Annotated in this window: 11 protein-coding genes; 6 read left to right on the top strand and 5 right to left on the bottom strand. The window is 66.0% G+C overall.

What is annotated here, in order from left to right; all coding sequences use genetic code 11:
* Positions 1-277 precede the first annotated feature (277 nt).
* The 3 genes from asnB to ACQRAG_RS10175 form a co-directional block, all read right to left on the bottom strand.
* Positions 278-2179, bottom strand: a complete 1902-nt coding sequence (asnB, locus tag ACQRAG_RS10185; RefSeq protein ID WP_427803956.1) for an asparagine synthase (glutamine-hydrolyzing) — start codon at positions 2177-2179, stop codon at positions 278-280.
* Between the two features lie 253 nt (positions 2180-2432).
* Entirely contained in the window at positions 2433-3686 is a 1254-nt protein-coding gene (locus tag ACQRAG_RS10180; protein ID WP_297158461.1) for a glycosyltransferase family 4 protein, read from the bottom strand.
* A 78-nt stretch (positions 3687-3764) separates the two neighbouring features.
* Positions 3765-5054, bottom strand: a complete 1290-nt coding sequence (locus tag ACQRAG_RS10175) for an aminotransferase class I/II-fold pyridoxal phosphate-dependent enzyme (protein WP_204625782.1) — start codon at positions 5052-5054, stop codon at positions 3765-3767.
* Positions 5055-5352: 298 nt separating this feature from the next.
* Here ACQRAG_RS10175 and ACQRAG_RS10170 point away from each other — a divergent pair, with 298 nt between their 5' ends.
* The 6 genes from ACQRAG_RS10170 to ACQRAG_RS10145 are packed head-to-tail and all read left to right on the top strand — an operon-like array spanning position 5353 to position 14276.
* Positions 5353-9015, top strand: coding sequence for an acyltransferase domain-containing protein (locus ACQRAG_RS10170; RefSeq protein ID WP_427803957.1), 3663 nt, complete (start codon positions 5353-5355; stop codon positions 9013-9015).
* Positions 9016-9037: 22 nt separating this feature from the next.
* Positions 9038-10501 carry a TolC family protein gene (locus tag ACQRAG_RS10165; protein WP_427803958.1) on the top strand — a complete coding sequence of 488 codons (1464 nt, stop codon included), beginning with the start codon at positions 9038-9040 and terminating at the stop codon, positions 10499-10501.
* Positions 10501-11394: an HlyD family secretion protein gene (locus ACQRAG_RS10160; RefSeq protein WP_168934925.1), complete on the top strand. Its 894-nt coding sequence runs from the start codon at positions 10501-10503 to the stop codon at positions 11392-11394. Before ACQRAG_RS10165 ends, ACQRAG_RS10160 begins: the two co-directional genes overlap by 1 nt.
* A gap of 3 nt (positions 11395-11397) precedes the next feature.
* Positions 11398-12819 carry an oligosaccharide flippase family protein gene (locus ACQRAG_RS10155; protein ID WP_006007699.1) on the top strand — a complete coding sequence of 474 codons (1422 nt, stop codon included), beginning with the start codon at positions 11398-11400 and terminating at the stop codon, positions 12817-12819.
* A 58-nt stretch (positions 12820-12877) separates the two neighbouring features.
* A complete protein-coding gene (locus tag ACQRAG_RS10150; protein WP_239463860.1) occupies positions 12878-13798 on the top strand; it encodes a 4Fe-4S dicluster domain-containing protein in 921 nt (306 codons plus the stop codon).
* Complete coding sequence (locus tag ACQRAG_RS10145; RefSeq protein WP_427803959.1) at positions 13788-14276, top strand: FeS-binding protein; 489 nt, start codon at positions 13788-13790, stop codon at positions 14274-14276. Before ACQRAG_RS10150 ends, ACQRAG_RS10145 begins: the two co-directional genes overlap by 11 nt.
* Before the next feature lie 286 nt (positions 14277-14562).
* On the opposite strand, the gene rlmN is transcribed toward ACQRAG_RS10145, so the two are convergent.
* Positions 14563-15636, bottom strand: a complete 1074-nt coding sequence (gene rlmN / locus ACQRAG_RS10140) for a 23S rRNA (adenine(2503)-C(2))-methyltransferase RlmN (protein ID WP_204625786.1) — start codon at positions 15634-15636, stop codon at positions 14563-14565.
* Positions 15637-15854: 218 nt separating this feature from the next.
* Positions 15855-17189 (bottom strand): HD domain-containing protein, encoded by a 1335-nt coding sequence (locus tag ACQRAG_RS10135; RefSeq protein ID WP_427803960.1) that lies wholly within the window; start codon positions 17187-17189, stop codon positions 15855-15857.
* Positions 17190-17276 lie beyond the last annotated feature (87 nt).

Here is a 17276-nt window from a genome sequence, read left to right as displayed (position 1 = left end):
CCTCCACGCATCCCTTCTTTTCAAACCTCATTCAGGGGCGGGCCTCGGCCTGCCCCTGTCGTTTGCTGTCTGTCTGAAGGACACCTGATCCTTGGGGAGGCGTCCTCCCCAGACCTGCAGGATGCTCTTGTCTCTTTTGCCAACCCGTATGAGCGGTTTTTGAAGGGGTGGGGGAGCGCGAGGGGGCGGGGGAACTTTTTTCCGCCAGGAAAAGTTCCCCCGCCCCCTCGTCCATCCCGGAAGGCTGCCAGCCGTACCGGGCCTCTTTTTTTATCCGTTACATCCCCCGGGCGCGCAGCCAGAGCTGGAGCACGAGCAGCGTCCAGAGCGGCTTGCGCAGGTCGGCCTTGCCGGAGCAGTGGGCGTCCACCAGGGAGCGCACGGCCTCGGGCCGGAACAGGCCCTGGGCACGCAGGCGCTCGGGAGCGAAAAGCTCTTCCATGAGCGGACGCATGCGCCCGCGCAGCCAGGCCGCCACGGGGATCTGGAAGCCGCGCTTGTTGCGGTGCAGGATCTCGGGCGGCAGCACGTCGGTGAAGGCCTTCTTGAGCAGGTATTTGCGCTGGAAACCGTGCAGCTTGTGCCGGATGGGCAGGCGGGCCACATATTCGGCAAAGTCCTTGTCCAGGAAGGGCGCGCGCACTTCCAGCGAGTGGAGCATGGAGCAGCGGTCCACCTTGACCAGGATGTCGTCCAGCATGAACTGGCGGGCATAGACGTGGAAGGCCCGTGCCAGGGGCGAGGGACCGGCGGGCCAGTGCTCGAACTGCTCCCGCGTGGGCGCAAAGAGGTTCTCGCGGCGCAGGAAGTCGTGGTCGGGCCGGGCCAGCAGCTCGGCCTGCATCTCGGGCGTGAAGGAGGTGAGCAGGGTCTGCACCCGTTCCCAGGCCGGGGCGTGGGCGCCGCGCAAAAAGGTCTCCACCGCCAGACGGGGATTGATGTATCCGGCCGAGGCGGGCAGGAGCCGGGTCAGGGGCTCGATGACGCCGCGGCGCAGGATGCCGGGGATGGCGTTGTACCATTCGGCGATCTTGAAGGCGATGTAGTGCTCATACCCGGCCCAGAGTTCGTCGGCACCGTCGCCGCCCAGGGCCACGGTGACTTTTTCGCGGGTCACGCCCGAAAGCAGCCAGGTGGGCGCCACCGAGGCGTCGGCCATGGGCACGTCCATGCGGCTGATGATGTTGGGCAGATGCTCGGCGCAGTCCTCGGCCGAGAGCACGCGCTCGTGATGGTCGGTGTTCCAGCGCTGGGCCACCACGCGGGCGTAGCGGCTCTCGTCGTAGCTGGCCTCGGTGAAGCCGATGGAAAAGGTCTTGATGGGCGTGGAAGACTGGCGGGCCATGAGACCGGCCACGATGGACGAGTCGATGCCGCCGGAGAGGAAGACCCCCAGGGGCACGTCGCTGACCATGCGGCGGCCCACGGCGCGGGTGAGCAGCTCGTGCACGTCGGCGCAGATATCGGCCTCGGAGCGACGGTCGTCCTCATCGGCCGGGGGCAGGTCCCAGTAACGGCGGATGCTCAGGCGTCCGTCCTCCACCAGCAGCCAGTGCGAGGGCGGCAGGCTCTTGGCCTCGCGGTACATGGTGTCCGGGGTGGGCACGTATTCGTAGGCCAGGTAACGCATGACGGCCTGCGGATTGAGGGTGAGCTCCAGCCCCGGCACGGCGGCCAGGCAGTTGAGCTCCGAGCCGAAGAACAGGCTGCCCTGCTGCAGGGTGTAGAAGAAGGGCTTTTTGCCGAAGCGGTCACGGGCGCAGAACAGACGGCGGCGGGGAGCATCCCAGAGGGCGAAGGCGAACATGCCGTCGAAGCGCTGGAGGCAGTCCGTGCCCCAGACGCGGTAGGCCTGGAGGATGACCTCCGTATCGGAGTGGCTGCTGTGGAAGCGGGCGCCCGCCTGCAGCAGTTCCTGCCGGAGTTCGGCAAAGTTGTAGATCTCGCCGTTGAAGACGATGCAGAGCTCGCCGTCCACGTCCTGCATGGGCTGGCTGCCGCCGGAAAGGTCGATGATGGACAGGCGGCGGTGCCCCAGGCTGACGGGCCCTTCCTGCCAGATGCCGCTGCCGTCGGGGCCGCGGTAGGTGATGACGTCGGTCATGGCCCGGACATGGGCCCGGGCGTCCTCGTTCAGGGGCTGGCCGTCAAGACGGCAGATACCGGCTATTCCGCACATGGCATATCCACAGGGCGTACCGGAGGTTCAGGCCGCCGGCCGCCGGTTGCAGGTGTCGGGGAAGGGGCTCCGGCGGAAGACCGTCGCGGAGCGGGGAAAGGGGGATTGTTTGCGTTCCCGGCAGGGGGTGCTGCCGGAGGGAGCGCCGCGGTTGACCACGGCAGGACATCTTTCCGAAAGTGCCCCGGAAAAGAGGGCCGGGGAAGGGCAAACTTCCGTACTGGCGGAAGGGCCCTTCCCCGGTGATCCCTCCCTAAACGTTGGGGCCGTGGGTGGTGCGCCACTGCGTGTACTGTTGGCAGTAGAGATCCTGCAGGGCCGCGATATTGGTCTCGGTATCGAACATGCGGAAGACGAGCTCGCGCCCGGTCCGGGCCATGCGCAGGGCCGCCTCGCGGTCGGAGAGCATGCGGCGGATGGCATCGGCCAGGGCGGCGGGATCGCGCTGGGGGATGAGGTAGCCGGTCTCGCCGTTGCGGATGACCTCGCCCACGCCGCAGACATCGGTGGCCACCACGGGCATGCCGCAGGAAAGGGCCTCCATGATGACGTTGGGGATGCCGTCGCGGTCGCCGTTGGTGTGCACCACGCTGGGCACCACCAGCATGTCGTGCTCTTCCATGAAGGTACGGATGCGGTCATTGGGCACGAAGCCCGGCATGTCCACCAGATCTTCCAGATGCAGGCGCTTGCGCATCTCCACCAGCTTGCGCTTCCAGTTGCCGTCGCCCACCAGGGTCAGACGCACGGGGAAGCCGTCGTCACGCAGCCGGGCCATGGCCGTGAGCAGCTCGGGGAAACCCTTGGTGCGGGCAAAGCGGCCGATGGCCAGCAGGCGGTAGGGCTTCTGGAAGGGAGCGCGGCAATCCACGCGGCGGCCCAGGGTCAGGCCGTTGTAGATGACGTGCACCTTGTCCTTTTGTCCGGCGGGGCAGAAGCTCTGGAGCCAGGGCTTGTTGGCCATGTTGTTGGTGCGGATGAAGATGGCGTCGCGCGATTTTTCGGCCAGGATGCCGTCCTGCGGGTAGATGTCGCCCGCGCGGCCGGTGAAGGCGAAGGGGATGCCCGACAGGCGCGAGGCCACCCAGACGGCGGTGGCGGGCCCGTTGCCCCAGGAGGAGTGCAAAAGCTCGATGCCGTCGCGCTGGGCCTCTTCGGCCAGCAGGAAACCGGCCAGGAAACACCAGAGGTTCTCGGCATAGGCTTCCAGATTGCGCATCTTGCGGAACAGGCCGCGACGCATCAGGGTCTTGACGGTCTCGCGGTCGCGTTTCCAGGCGCGCCAGAAGGCCTTGAGCAGGCGCAGGGTCGCCACGGAGCCGAAGCGTTTGATGGGCCCGGCGTAATTCTTCATCTCGTCGCTGCAACCGCGCAGCTTCTCGCCGTACATGGTGTAGACGCGGATATCCATGCCGCGCTGGACCAGCTGCTGGATCTCACGGAAGACGAAGGTCTCGGAGGAGAGGGGGAACCAGAGCAGCACATAGGCCATACGGGGGGACAGCATAGGGACCTCGGATGGGCAGGATGTTGGGGAAGAAAAAAAAGGCCGGGCAGGGTGCCCGGCCTCGTGCTGTGCGACAGACTAGGCGTTCTGTTCGTCCTGGTGCTCGCGGCGGAATTTCTCCACGATCTCCCGGGCCACGGGGATCTCTTCGACCACGGTGTCGATGGTCTTGCGGATCTGCTCTTCCGTGTGGGAGGCGGAAAGGAAGAAGCGCAGGCGGGCGGCGCCTTCCTTCACGGCGGGGAAGGTGATGGGCATCACATAGATGCCGCGGGCAAAGAGGCGGGTGGCCAGGAAGCCGCTGACCATGGAGTCGCCCACCATGATGGGCACGATGGCGTAGCCCTGGGCGGCGCCGGTATCCAGGCCCTTTTCCTGGGCGTAGTTGAGGAAGAACTGGGAGATCTTCTGCAGCTTGTGCACGCGCTCGGGCTCACGCTGCATGAGTTCCAGGGCCTTGTGGCAGGCAGCGGCCACGATGGGAGGCATGCCCACGCTGAAGACGAAGCCCGGGGAACCGTACTTGAGGTATTCCACCAGCTCCTTGCGACCGGCGATGAAACCGCCGCAACCGCACATGGCCTTGCTGAGGGTGCTCATCCACATGTCCACTTCGTTGGCGTCGATACCGAAGTATTCGTGCACGCCGCGGCCGGTGGCGCCCAGCACACCAAAGGAGTGGGCCTCGTCCACCAGCAGCATGCAGTCGTACTTCTTCTTCAGCTCGATGATGCGCGGCAGGTCGGGGATGTTGCCGTCCATGCTGAACAGGCCTTCGGTGACGATGCAGGCGCGCTTGTGCTTGCCGCGGTGCTCCTTGAGCATCTTCTCCAGGGCATCGCAGTCGTTGTGCTCGTAGGAGTAGCGGTCGGCGCCGGAAAGGCGGGCGCCCTGCATCAGGGAGTTGTGGGCGAGACCGTCATAGAAGATGGCGTCGCGGTGACCGAAAAGGAAACCCAGGGTAGAGACGTTGGTGGCGTGGCCGCTCACATAGGCGATGCAGTCCTCGACACCGTAGAAGTCGGCCAGGGCGCGCTCGAGCTGGCGATGGGGCGGACGTTCGCCGCCCACCAGGCGGCTGGCGCCGGCGGAGCTGCCGAAGACCTTGGCGGCTTCGGTGACGGCTTCGGTGATCTCGGGATGGGTATTGAGGTCCAGATAGTCGTAGGTGGAGAAGTTGATGTACTCCTTGCCATTGATCACCGTGGTGGCCTTAGCCGCCCGCTCGTGGCACAGGAAGAGCGGGTTTTCCATGCCCATCTTGGCACCCATTTCCACCATGCGCTCAAACGACAGTTTGGAGCGCAACCGTGTGAAACTGCTGGTGCCGCTCTCCTGGGCGTTCTGGCTGGAGTGGTTTTCTTTCATTCCGGATCCTCTCAGATATAGTATAAAAACCGTACGTTACAGGTGACGTACAGTAAACGTTCCGGGCAAACTGCCCGTAAAAATTGTTTTTAACGGCTAACCATATCCCAAGAGTTCCACCAAGGCAAGCGAGAAAGACTCGCGGTTGGCGCGGGCTGGACAAGCGGCCTGAGATGGCCTAAAATTTGCTTTTAACATTGTGATAGAATGGCCGCGGCTCCCCTGGGCCGCGGGCTGTACATACCGGACCCCTCCGGGTCCTTTACCCGCCGGTGGCGGTATTCCCGGTATCCTTACGATGCAACGACCCGAATCTTGCGGAGCGTCTGCGGCTCTCGAACTTTGGCCCCTTGCCGGGCGCGAGGGCGCCGACAGCGGCGAGTCCTGCCGCCTGCTCCTCGAAGAAGCTTCCCGCCTGCCCCAGCTCCGGGGCAAGGCCCCCCGTCTCGTCCTCAGTCCCGCCGGCAGCGGGCAGGCCACAGCCGCCGCGCTCGACATGCTCCGTCCTCTGGCTGCCGGGCTTTGGCCCGGTCTTGAGCCCGAGGCCCTTCCGGCTGTCCCCGGTCCCGGCGATCTGGCCCGGCTGGCCGGTGGAGACCGTCCTGTCCTGCTCCTCCAGCCCCGCCCCGAAGGCCCCTGGGAAGGCATGCTGCTTGCCCGCAAGGATGACGTGGCGGCTCCTGCGCCGGAGGCTGCCGTGGTGAGCATGCCCGACATGCCCGCACCGTCCTGTGAGCCCGGAGAAGGGGAGATTGCCTGTGACGGCGTGCGCTTCGCCGACCTGCCGCACGGCGGGGCCATCTGGCACGCAGGCTCCGTGGTGCCCGCCTGGCGTCAGGAACTGCTGGCCCTCGGGGCCCGTCCCGATGCCGCGGCCCTCGAAGCCATGGGACAGCGGGGCATCTGGCTGCATCCGCAGGGCGACGTGCCGCCTCTGGCCGTCATGTGCTGCGGGCAGGGGGCCGTCTGGCCCGGCATGGGCCGCGAGCTCTACGACCACTTCCCGGCGGCCCGGGCCGCCATGGACCGCATCGCCCGCGCCGCCGACTGGGACGTGCTGGCCCTGCTGGACGAGACCGATGTGGAAAAGATCGGTCTGACCCGCTGGCAGCAGCCCTACCTCTTTTTGCTGGAATACGCCCAGTGGAGCCATCTGGCCTCGCTGGGACTGCGGCCTTCCCTCATTTGCGGGCACAGCCTGGGCGAGCTCATCGCCCTGTGCCTGGCCGGTGTCTACGAACCGGAAGTGGCCTGGTACATCCTGGACACCCGTTCCACCCACATGGCCGAACTGGAGGCCCGCGCCACCCGCGAGACCGGCATGATGGCCGTGCCCGCCGAGGCCTCGGTCATCGAAGAGGCCCGCAAGACCTGGCCCCAGCTCTACGTCTCCAATTACAACTCCCCGCGCCAGTTCATCATCAGCGGCCCCCGCGACGTGCTGCTGGAGGCCCGCAAGAGCCTGCGCAAACGCCGCATCCCGGCCATCATGCTCAACGTGAGCCTGGCTTTCCATCACCCCAGCATGCGCGTGCTGCGCGACATGTCCCTGCGCCGCCTCAATGCCCTGGCCATGCAGGCGCCGCAGATCCCCATGCTCAGCTGCATCACCACGCGCCCCTATCCCGACGACCAGCCCGGCATCTGCGAGCACATCGGCGACCTGGACGAGAATTCCGTGCGCTGGGTGGAATGCGTGCAGGCCATGTGGCAGCGCGACGGCATCCGGCATTTCGTGGAAGTGGGCCCGCAGGATACCCTGTGCGGTCTGGTGAACGACATCGAGCCGCAGGCCCTGTGCCTGGCTGCCGGCCGCAAAGGCAAGGAAGCCGAAGGTATGCGCCAGACCTGCGCGCGTCTCTATGCCCTTGGCCATCTGACGCATGACGGCGTGGCGCGGCACCGGCAGCGCTGGCTGGATGCGGCCCCCGCTCCGGCCGCCTCTGCGGAGGCCCCTGCCGCCCCGGCGGCGCGCGCGGTTGCTCCGGCCAGGGACGAGCTGCCCGAGGCCGCCCGCAAGGTACTGGAGATCCTGGCCGCTGCCTGCGGTCGTGACGCGGATTCCCTGAAGCCGGAGATGGATCTGCGCTATGACCTGGCCCTGCGGTCCAGCCGCTTCCCGCTCATCGTGCAGGAAGTGGAGGAGGAACTGGGCATCAGCGTGGATTTCGAGGCCCTGCTGCACGTGGCCACCGTGGGCGACCTGCTGCGCGTGCTGGCCAGCCTTGCCCCGGCGGAAAGGGAGCCCGGAGAGGTCGCTCCCCTGAGCACGCCGCAGCACGGCTCCGGTGAAGATCTGCCGCCCCTGTGCTGCTTCGATCTGGGCTGCTGCGACGAAGACGGCCGGCCGTTGCCTCTGGTCCTCGATCCGGCCGTCCGGGGCATGGGTGCCCACGCCGGTGACGTGCTGGCTGTCTGGGGGCCCGATGCCCAGGCATTGCCTCTGGCCGAGCTGCTGGGGGCGCTGGCCCCCCTGGGCATGACCTTTGCCCTGCCTGATGCCGCGTTGGAAGATTGTTTGTCGCTGGAGCAACTGGGCGGCCACCTGTACGGCCTGCCCGCGCTGACGGCCCTCACGGCCCTGCCCGAGACCGTGCATCGTGCCTGCGGGCGCCTGGACGGCATCCTGCTGTGCGCGCCCGCGGACAGGGCGCTGGCCGCTGACGAGATGGAAGCGCTGTGCCGCTCGGCCAAAGCCTGCGGTGTGCGCTATGTCTATGCCCTGCGCTGGCTGCATGCCGGTGATGCGGCCCATGCGGCCCCCTGGCAGGAAGCCGGTGAAGCGGCCGCCCGTGAGCTGGGCCTGCCCTGGCGGGTGGTCTGCGTGGACGACGGCGGACGGCCCCCCATCCCCCGCGAACTGGGCGACCTGCTGGCCCGTGCCCTGACGCACGGGACGTCCGACAGGGTGCTCTGGCGGCGCGCCCCGGCCGACGCCCCCGTCCGTGACTGGCAGTGGCTGGAGCGGCCCGAGCTCTTCCCCCGTGTGTTTTCCGCCGCTGTGGCGCACGAGGCCATGCCCTGGCCAGAAGCCGCCCGGCCTTCTTCCCGCCAGATGCTCGCCTGCGCGCAGTTCTCCCGCTATGCCGATCCGCGTCTTGCCGGGCATGGTGCCCTGCCGCAGGACGGCCAGCCCTGGCTGCCCCTGAGCGAACTGCTCCAGACCATGCTGGAGAGCGGTCGTTTGCAGCTGCCGTGGCTGGAACCCACCGGGTTCTCCGACCTGCGCTTTGCGGCCCCCCTGCCCCTGCCCGAGGCCGTGACCCGGGAGTGCCGCATCACGGCCCGTTCCCAGTCCTGGCTGCTGCAGGACGGCGTGATGACGCGCATGTGCCATGTGCGCCTGCAAAGCCGGGATCTGGCCCCCAACCTGCGGCGCATCAACCATTTTTCGCCTCTGGCACGGGGCATGGTCTTCCTGGCCGCTGCCGCGGGGAGCCTGCCGCCCCTGTGGGACGGCGAGATGGCCGTTACCGGCCCTGATCTGCCTCTGGAAGACTTCTACGCGGGCTGCGGCATGGCGGAGGGCTGGCGCCTGCTGGCAGAACTGGCTCCGGCGGGCGATGACCTGTGGCAGGGCCGCTTCGACGGCATGGCGCAAGGCATTGCCCCGGCTGGCAAATCCGGCTATTGTAGCTTGCTGTCCGCTGTGGACGCCATTTTGCAGGCAGCCTGCCGTATCATGGAAGAGACCGTCCCCCGGGCGGAGCTTGCCGGAGGACGTCTGCTCTGGCCGCAGGGCTGGCGTCTGAGCGGCATCGGCTTTATCCGTTTCGCGGATGCGGGGCTGCTGTGCGGTGCCCGGATGCCCTGGCGCATCCAGTTGCGCCGCGGCTGGGACGATGAACGTCTGCAGCGCTATGACGCCCAGGTCGTGGATGCGGACGGCCGGGTGCTGCTGACATTGCACCAGATGGAATTTGAAAAGGATGTCCGGCCGCAGGAAGGCGCCGGTGCCTAATATTTGTCGCAAGGGAATGACCATGACGAAAAGAAGGGTTCGCTGGAAACGGGGACTGGCTGTGGCGGCCTTGTGCGCCGGGATGGCGCTTTCGGGATGTGCTTCGCAGAAGGCCGGGTCGGATGCCCCGGAACTGCCCGCCAAGCACTGGCTGGAAGACGTGCCCGGTGTGCCGGTGGAGAACAAGGGCAAGCTCGAGGCCGTGATCCCCAACCTCTATGACCCGGCCAAGAAATTCTCGTTTGAGGATTGCGTGTTCCTGACCATCCAGCAGTCGCCTCTGCTGGTCAACAGCGCCGTGGAACTGGAGATCAAGCGCCTGGCCCTGACCGATGCGGTCTGGAAGTATCTGCCCGAACCCCGCATGACCGTGGAAGTGGGCAATACCCTGACCTATTACAATGAAGGTCGTGACGACGTCCCCAGCAACTACGGCAAGGTGGTGCCCCGCATCGGCTTCTACGCGCGTTTCCCCAACCCCGTAGAGTCCTATTTCAATCACCAGGCCCAGAAGATCATGGTCAACCTGGCCATCTCCACGCACCGCAAGGCCGTGGGCGAGGCCATCTACAAGGTGGCCCAGGCCTACCTGCGTCTGGAGGCCAAGAACGAGATTTTGCGCATCCAGAAAGAAGTCGCTCCCCTGGCCAGGGAAACGACCCGTTACTGGGAGCAGTTGGAGTCCGCTGACGGCCGTCAGGGCGTGGCCCTCAATCTGGCCCAGCAGCACGAGCGCGAAGTGGAGCTGACCAGCGAGCGCATGACCATGGAAGAGGTCATGGAGCGCACCAGCCTCAAGATCCTGGCCGGTGTGGAGCCGCAGCAGCGCCTGAACATCGACAGCAAGAGCGCCAACGACATCCTGCGCGGTTTCAACGGCAAGGATTACCGCTGGGAAGACCGCTGGCTGGTCACGGAAGACAATCTGCTGCTGCGTTCCCAGATCCGTCTGGGCGATTACAACATCATGCTGGCCTGGGCCGAATACGTGCCCGACATGACCATCAGCGTGGACAAGAACCCGCCCGCCGGTCAGTATCAGCCCGCTGACGGCCAGGAAGACTATTTCTGGCGCCTGACCTTCGACTTCCCGCTCATCGACTGGAACCGCCGTTACCGCGGTGTGCAGGCGGCCCGCATGAAGAAGGCCCAGGCCTTCCATGAGCTGTCGCGCAAGCGCACGGATTACTCCAACACCTGGCTGCAGTGCGAACAGCGCGTGGCCCTGGCCGAGACCAACCGCCGCCTGGCCAAAGTCCATTTCGAAACGGCCGAGATGCGCTACAAGGAAGCCCGCATCTCCTTCGAGACCGGTCTGGGCGACATGCCCGCCATGAGTTCCGCCCACGAGGCCATGGTCCAGAGCCGCATCAAGCTGATCGAAGCCGAACTGGAACTCAAGCTGGCCAATCTGGAATGGATGTACGTCGCCAACCTCTTGCAGGAACGCTTCCTGGGCCTTCCTGCCACGGAGATTGAAAAATAATGAAAAGACTGACCGTTTTCTGGGCCCTGCTGGCCTGTCTGCTGCTGGCCGCCCCGGCCATGGCCGTGGAGACCACCGCCACCGGCAAGGTGGTGGCCACCGTGACGCGTGATGTGCGTCTGCCCTTCAATGCCGTCATCGACGAGGTGCTGGTCCGTCCCGGGGATGCCATCAAGGCCGGGGATCCGCTGGTGCGTTATCATCTGCAGGACGAGGCCGAACGCGTGCTGCAGCGCGAAGTAACCACCGGTGCCGCCACCGAGAGCCTGCGCGGCCAGATCCTTGATCTGGAGCGCGAACTGGTGCAGGCCCGCGCCGAGCGCAATCGCGCCAGCCAGCTGGCCGCTTCCGGGCTGGGCTCGCGCCAGGCCCTGGGGCGTCTGGAAGAGAGCGTGCGCTCCCTGCAGCACCGCATCGAGCTGACCCAGATCTCCATCAAGAAGAACGAAGAGAGCTTCCGGGCCCGCCTGAAGGAACTGGAAGGCTATTACGGCCAGCCCATCCGGGAGGGCGAGACCCTGCCGGATCAGCTGGTGCTGACCTCCCCCATCGACGGCTATGTGCTGCAGCTCATGCCCAACCTCAATCCCGATGTGCTGCTGCCTGCCCAGGCCACGCCCGTGACCGTGGGCCAGCTGGACCCGGTGCTGATCCAGGTGCCGGTCTATGAAGGCGACCTGGGCCGCATCAAGGAAGGCGGCCATGCCCGCGTGGAGATCCCCTCGCTGGGCGACAAGGTGTTCTCGGCCACCATCACGGAGATCTCGTGGATCTCCACCAACATGGATGTGGCCCAGCCCTCGTACTACACGGTGGAACTGACCGTGCCCAACAGCCAGCTTGAGCTCAAGCCCGGCTTCAAGGCGCTGGTGCGCTTTGGCGCTGCCGAGTAGCCCATGAAGCTGAAAAGCCTGCCGCGCCAGCTGGGATACATCCTGGGGGCCCAATGGACCAGGGACCTTTCCTGGACCATCTTCACCATCCTGCTGGCACGGCGCAGCCCCGAGATGCTGGGCCAGATCGCCGTGGCCCTTTCCTGCGGCTATCTGGTCAAGACCGTCTCGGACGTGGGGCTCAACGACTTTCTGCTGTCCACGTTCGCCCGTCGGGAAGAACGCCCCCGTACCCTGCTGGGCGAGGTGACGGGCCTCAAGACCTGCTTCATGATGCTGGCCCTGATCGTCACCTGGTTCGTGACGGGCTGGCTGGGGTACAGCTTCGAGCTGCGGCTCATCGTCCTGTTCATCGCTACGGGCTTCGGTCTCGACGGGGTGACGGATTCCTTCTTCGCGCTCTGCCAGGCCCGCGGGCGGCAGGACGTGGAGATGCGCATCCGCGTGCCTTCGGCTCTGCTGGGCATAGGCTACGGCATCGTCTGCGTGGTGGCCGGAGCGCCCCTGATCTTCATCGCCCTCTACAAGCTCATCGAATCCGTCCTCTGCACGGGCTTCGCCTTCCGTGCTCTGGGCCGCAATCCCTTCGTGGGGTTCGGCTACGACAATGTGCGCGACCTGGCCGTGAAGATGAAGAGCGGCTTCATCTTCACCATCATGGCCGCCTGCGCCATGTTCTACAACAAGATCAATGTGTTCTTCCTCAAGAACTACGGCGGCGACGCTGCCGTGGGCGGCTACAACGTGGCCTGGGAGACCGTGGAAGGCCTGTCCGTGCTGGTCTCCAGCGCGCTGCTCGGCAAGGTCATCTTCCCCTTGCTGGCCCGCTACTGGGCGCAGGACAGGGCCGCGTTCCGTCAGCTGGCGGGGCAGACGGCCCGCTCGCTCTGGGCGGCCTCCCTGCCGCTGATCTTCCTGATCTGCGTGGAGAGCGACCGCTTCCTGCCCACCATCTACGGCCCGGGCTACGAGATGGCCGCCACGGCCCAGCGCCTGCTGACGCCCTGCCTGGCCACGGCCTTCCTGCACAATCTGGCGGCCTATGCCATGATCGGCATGAGGAAGCATACCCTGCTGCTTTTCTTCTATCTGAGCGGTCTGGTGGTCAACATCGTCTGCTGCCTGACCATCATCGAGCCCATGCCGCTGGAAGGGGCCGCGCTTTCCCTGACCGCCACCAAGGTCTGGGTGGCCATCCTCACTGTGGGCTATTTCCAGTGGGTGGCCCGTCCCATGAGCCTGGGGCAGTGGCTGCTGATGCTGGCCGCCATCGCCGTGGCCGTGGGCCTGTGGTGGTCGCTGGGCATGATCCTGGCCCTGCCGCGCGAAGTGGCGGAACTGGCCGGCCTGCTGCCCCTGCTGGCGCTGTTCTGGTACTGGCGCCCGCCGCCGGCTTTTGAGAAGGAGCAGCGTCAGGAGGCCTGATCATATGGAACGACGCGGCTTTCTCAAAACGCTGGCAGGTGCCGGCCTGGGAGCGGGGATGCTCTCTGCCTGGGGAGCTGCGACCCCGGCTCAGGCGGCCGGGCTGGAAGATTGTCTTGCTGTGGTCGTGGATGTGGATGCCTGCACGGGCTGCGGGGCTTGCGTGCAGGCCTGCCATGAGCGGGCCGCCGCCCGGGTCCCCCAGCCGGTATCGCCCATCCCGGCTTCCCGCTGGGGCCGGGACAGGAAACCCGACTGGTGGGGACGGCGCAACGTCACGGATCGCCTGACCCCCTACAACTGGCTGTATCTGCAATCCTGTACCGTACAGACGGCCCGGGGCGAGCGCCGGGTCTTCATGCCGCGGCGCTGCCTGCAATGCCTCAACCCGCCCTGCGTCAGTCTGTGCCCGCTGGGGGCCGCCCGGCAACGTCCCACCGGTGCCGTCTACACGGAGATGTCCCTGTGCTTCGGCGACAGCCAGTGCATCGCCGTCTGCCCGTGGCACATCCCGCGCCTGCAGGCCGGGGTGGGGCCCTACCTGCATCTGGCGCCCGGTTACCTGGGCTACGGCCAGACCTTCAAATGCGATTTTTGTGAAGACATCATCAGCGACGGCAAGCCCCCGCTTTGCGTGGCAGCCTGCCCGCACGGCGCGCAGCATTTCGGCCCCTATGCGGAGATGACGGCCCTGGCCCGCCGCATGGCGGAGGAGCGGCACGGCGATCTTTTCGGTCTGCAGGAGAACGGCGGCACCTGCCTGATCTATGTCTCGTCCATCCCCTTCCGGGATATCGAAGCCTCATTGCTGCGGCAGGGGCTGATCTCCGCCGGACGGCCCAGCCTGCGCCCGGCCGGGGCCAGTCTGGAACGCGAGAACGATCTTGTGGGCACGGTGCTGGCCGCGCCGCTGGCCGGGGCCGCACTGGCCGGCCTGCGCCTGTTGCGCGACCACTGGAGGGACAAGGATGAGGACTGAGCGCCGTCCGCTGTTCGGCTTCCTTTTCCGTTTGCTGTGGCGGATCAGCGTGGTCTGGGCGGTGGTCAGCGGCTTCGCGCATCTGCCCGTGATCTACCGCTACGCCGAAGCGGCCCTGCCCTGGCTGCGGCCCGCAGCCTATTCGGGCACAGTGGCCCATTATTGGGCCGCAGCGGCCATGCTCTGCCTGACCAGCTACGCGGCCATCGTCTGGCTGGTCAGGGGCACGCGCAGCTACAGCCTGACCCCCTTCGGCATGCTGCGCCTGGTCTTGCTGGCCCTGCTCATGCTTTCCGGTCTGGGCCTGATTCTGCACAACTTCCAGGACTTTTCCTTCTACGGCCCTGTGTACACCCTCATCAAGCATGGCCACCTAGGCTGTGCGTTGCTCTGGGCCCTGCTGGTCCTTGTCCGTCTGGCCCGCCGCGGGCTGTGGTGGGATCGCCGCCGGGGCACGGACCGACGGGCTCGCGCCTGAGCTTGTCAGCCATGCTCCACGGCATGGCCCCCCATCGTTCCGGATAACGAAAAAAGACGCCCTGAGGGCGTCTTTTTTGTTTTCACGTCTCTCTTGCCGGACATTTGTTTTTCAGCGTCCAGAGGGGCGCTGGGAGGGGATAAAAAGGGTTTCCTAACCCTGTGGCGGTCTTCGAGCTGCTTTCCCCATCTGCTCTAGAAAAAGCGCGGTTGGAGAGGATGGGGGACGGGGAAGGAGGCACGTTAGCGCGGGCAAAGGGCCTCCTTCCCCCGGAAAGCATTCCCGTCTAGGCCTGTTCCCCGGCCTCGTTCTGGCGGGCGGCCTTGAGCTGGCCACAGGCCGCCTTGATGTCCTGCCCCTTGCTCTTGCGGATGATGGCCGTGATGTTGCGGTCCCAGAGGTACTGCTCGAAGGCCAGCACGCGTTCCGGCGAGGGGGCCTTGTAGGGATCGCCCTCGGAGGGATTGTAGACGATGAGGTTGAGCTTGCCCTTGACGTCGCTGACCACGCGGGCCAGCTGCCGGGCCTGTTCCAGACCGTCGTTGACGCCGCCCAGCAGCAGATATTCGAAGGTGATGCGCTCGCGGGTCTTGAGCGGATAGGACTTGAGGGCCTGGAGCAGGTCCTCGAGGGGCCAGCGGGCGGCCTTGGGCATGATGCGGGCGCGCAGTTCCTGGGTGGGAGCGTGCAGGGACACGGCCAGATAGGCCAGGCCGCTCTCGCCCAGTTCGCGCAGGCCCTTCTCGATGCCGCAGGTGGAGACCGTGATGCGGCGGGGCGAGAAGTTCAGGCCCTTGTCGTTGTTGAGGCTCTCCAGGGCGCGCATGACGTTCTTGAGGTTGAGCAGGGGCTCGCCCATGCCCATGAAGACCAGGTTGCGCAGCACGGGCCAGTCGGGGCGGGTATCGCCCAGGTGCTCGCGGGCCACCAGGATCTGGCCCAGGATCTCGCCCATGGTCATGTTGCGCTCGAAGCCCATGGTGCCGGTGCTGCAGAAGGTGCAGGCCATGGCGCAGCCCACCTGCGAGGACAGGCACTGGGTCCAGCGGCGCACGCCTTCGCGGGAGTCGCTGGGGATGAGCACGGTCTCCACTTCGGCGCCGTCCTGGAGGCGGAGCAGGAACTTGGTGGTATCGTCGCTGCTCTGTTCCACGGTGACGATCTCGGGCCAGCGGATCTCGGCACACTGGGCCAGGCGTTCCCGGCAGGCTTTGGAGACATTGGTCATGGCATCGAAATCGCGGGCCATCTTCTGCCAGATCCATTGCCAGACCTGGACGGCCCGGAACTTGGGCTCGCCCAGCTCGTTCTGCATCCAGTCGGTGAGTTCGGGCAGGGTATAGTCGAGGAGATTGATCATGGTCTTCGGGGGTGCCACGGCAGGGCTCGACCGTGGGTTGGAGGGAAAGACAGGGCGGCGGGGCGCTGTGGCCCCGTGTCCGGCACAAGGGCCGCCTGCCGGGAAAATGCCGGAGCGGGAATATGAGAGGGAGAGGGAGACGGCATGGCGCCGTGCTTCCTCTCCCTTATGGTCGTGTCGTAGCGGTCCCGTTTGGGGCCGCAGGGTGCGGGAGGCGTCTAGCCCACGGACTTGCGGGCGTATTCGCACACGAAGTGCAGGGCCGAGGCACGGTCCGTGACTTCGCCCGCGATCTGGGCCTGGAGCAGGGCATCGCGGATGACGCCCACCAGCGGGCCGGGGGCCAGCTTGGTCTCGCTCATGATCTCGTTACCGTTGAGCAGGGGCTCCAGCATCTGTTCGGGGGTCTCGGCACGCTCCAGATACTTCATATTGTGGTTGAAGTAGGTGTAGCTGCCGTCGCGGGCCTGGATGTCCGCACGGGACATGGCGATGAGGCGCGGGTATTCGTCCAGGGCCTTGAAACGGCGGATGCCGCGGTCCGTGAGCATGAAGTGGAAGCGCATGTGGTAGCGCACCAGATGGCAGAGCAGGTCGATGTCTTCGGGGCTGAAGTGCAGACGGCGCAGGATCTTGCGGGTGACCTTGGCGCCCACGCGGTGGTGCTGGTAGAAAGTCCACTGGCCGTCGAAGTATTCGCCGGTGAAGAGCTTGCCCACATCGTGGAAGAGCATGGCCATGGTGCCCAGCCAGTCGTAGTGGAAGCCTTCTTCGGGGTAGTGGCGCATGCACTCCAGGGTGTGGTCGAAGACCGTCTCCTCGGTGTCGTCATCATCGTTGCGGCGCTGGCGGATGCAGGCCAGGGCGGCCACTTCGGGGATGAGGCCCTGGAGGATGTGGGCGTCGAACATGAGCTTCACGAAGCGGTACATGGATTCGGCGGCCACTTTGCGCCATTCGTCCATGATGTCGGCGGCGGGCACGTAGTCCAGCACGCGGGTGGACGAACGCACGATGGCCAGCCAGGTGTTGGGCTCGATGGGGATGTCGAAGTTGGCGGCGAAGCGCAGGGCGCGGATGGCCAGCAGGTAGTTGTGGCGCAGGGTCTCGTCCGGCAGGCCGGTGAGCTGGATGAGGCCGCCCTTGACGTCCATGAAACCGTCATAGACGTCCCCGGTGGGGGCCGGGCTGCCGAAGCCGGTCATGCGCAGCTGCAGGCGCTCCTGGGGATCCATCATGTTGGCCATGGTGGGGGTGATGCGCAGCAGGGAAAGCTCGGGATGGCTGGCATCCTCCACTTCCAGGGCATAGAAACGGAAAAGAACGCCCTCTTTTTCCATCTGGGCGATGGCACGCTGGTCCGGCTCGACGCGGGCTTCGGGGAAGAGCTTGAGAAGCGTCTCGAGGTCGGGCTCACAGGCGATGTCCACAGCCAGCTGTTTGCTGTGTTTCAAAAGATGTTCCTGCACGGGCGCATTGATGACGTGGGCGTCATAGCCGTTGCGCAGCAGGGTTTTGCAGATGGTGATGGCGTCTTTTAGCGCTTTTTCCATGAAAACTCCTCAAGCGGCAAAGCCGCATCCAGGGAAATCCCCGGCATACATGCGTTGTGAAGGCCTGACCGCATTGCAGGCCGCTGA

The sequence above is a fragment of the Desulfovibrio sp. SGI.230 genome, from assembly GCF_050313065.1.
Taxonomy (GTDB): Bacteria; Desulfobacterota; Desulfovibrionia; order Desulfovibrionales; family Desulfovibrionaceae; genus Desulfovibrio.
The sequence above is the reverse complement of the archived record's forward strand: the minus strand, read 5'-3'. Positions and strand labels throughout refer to the sequence as shown.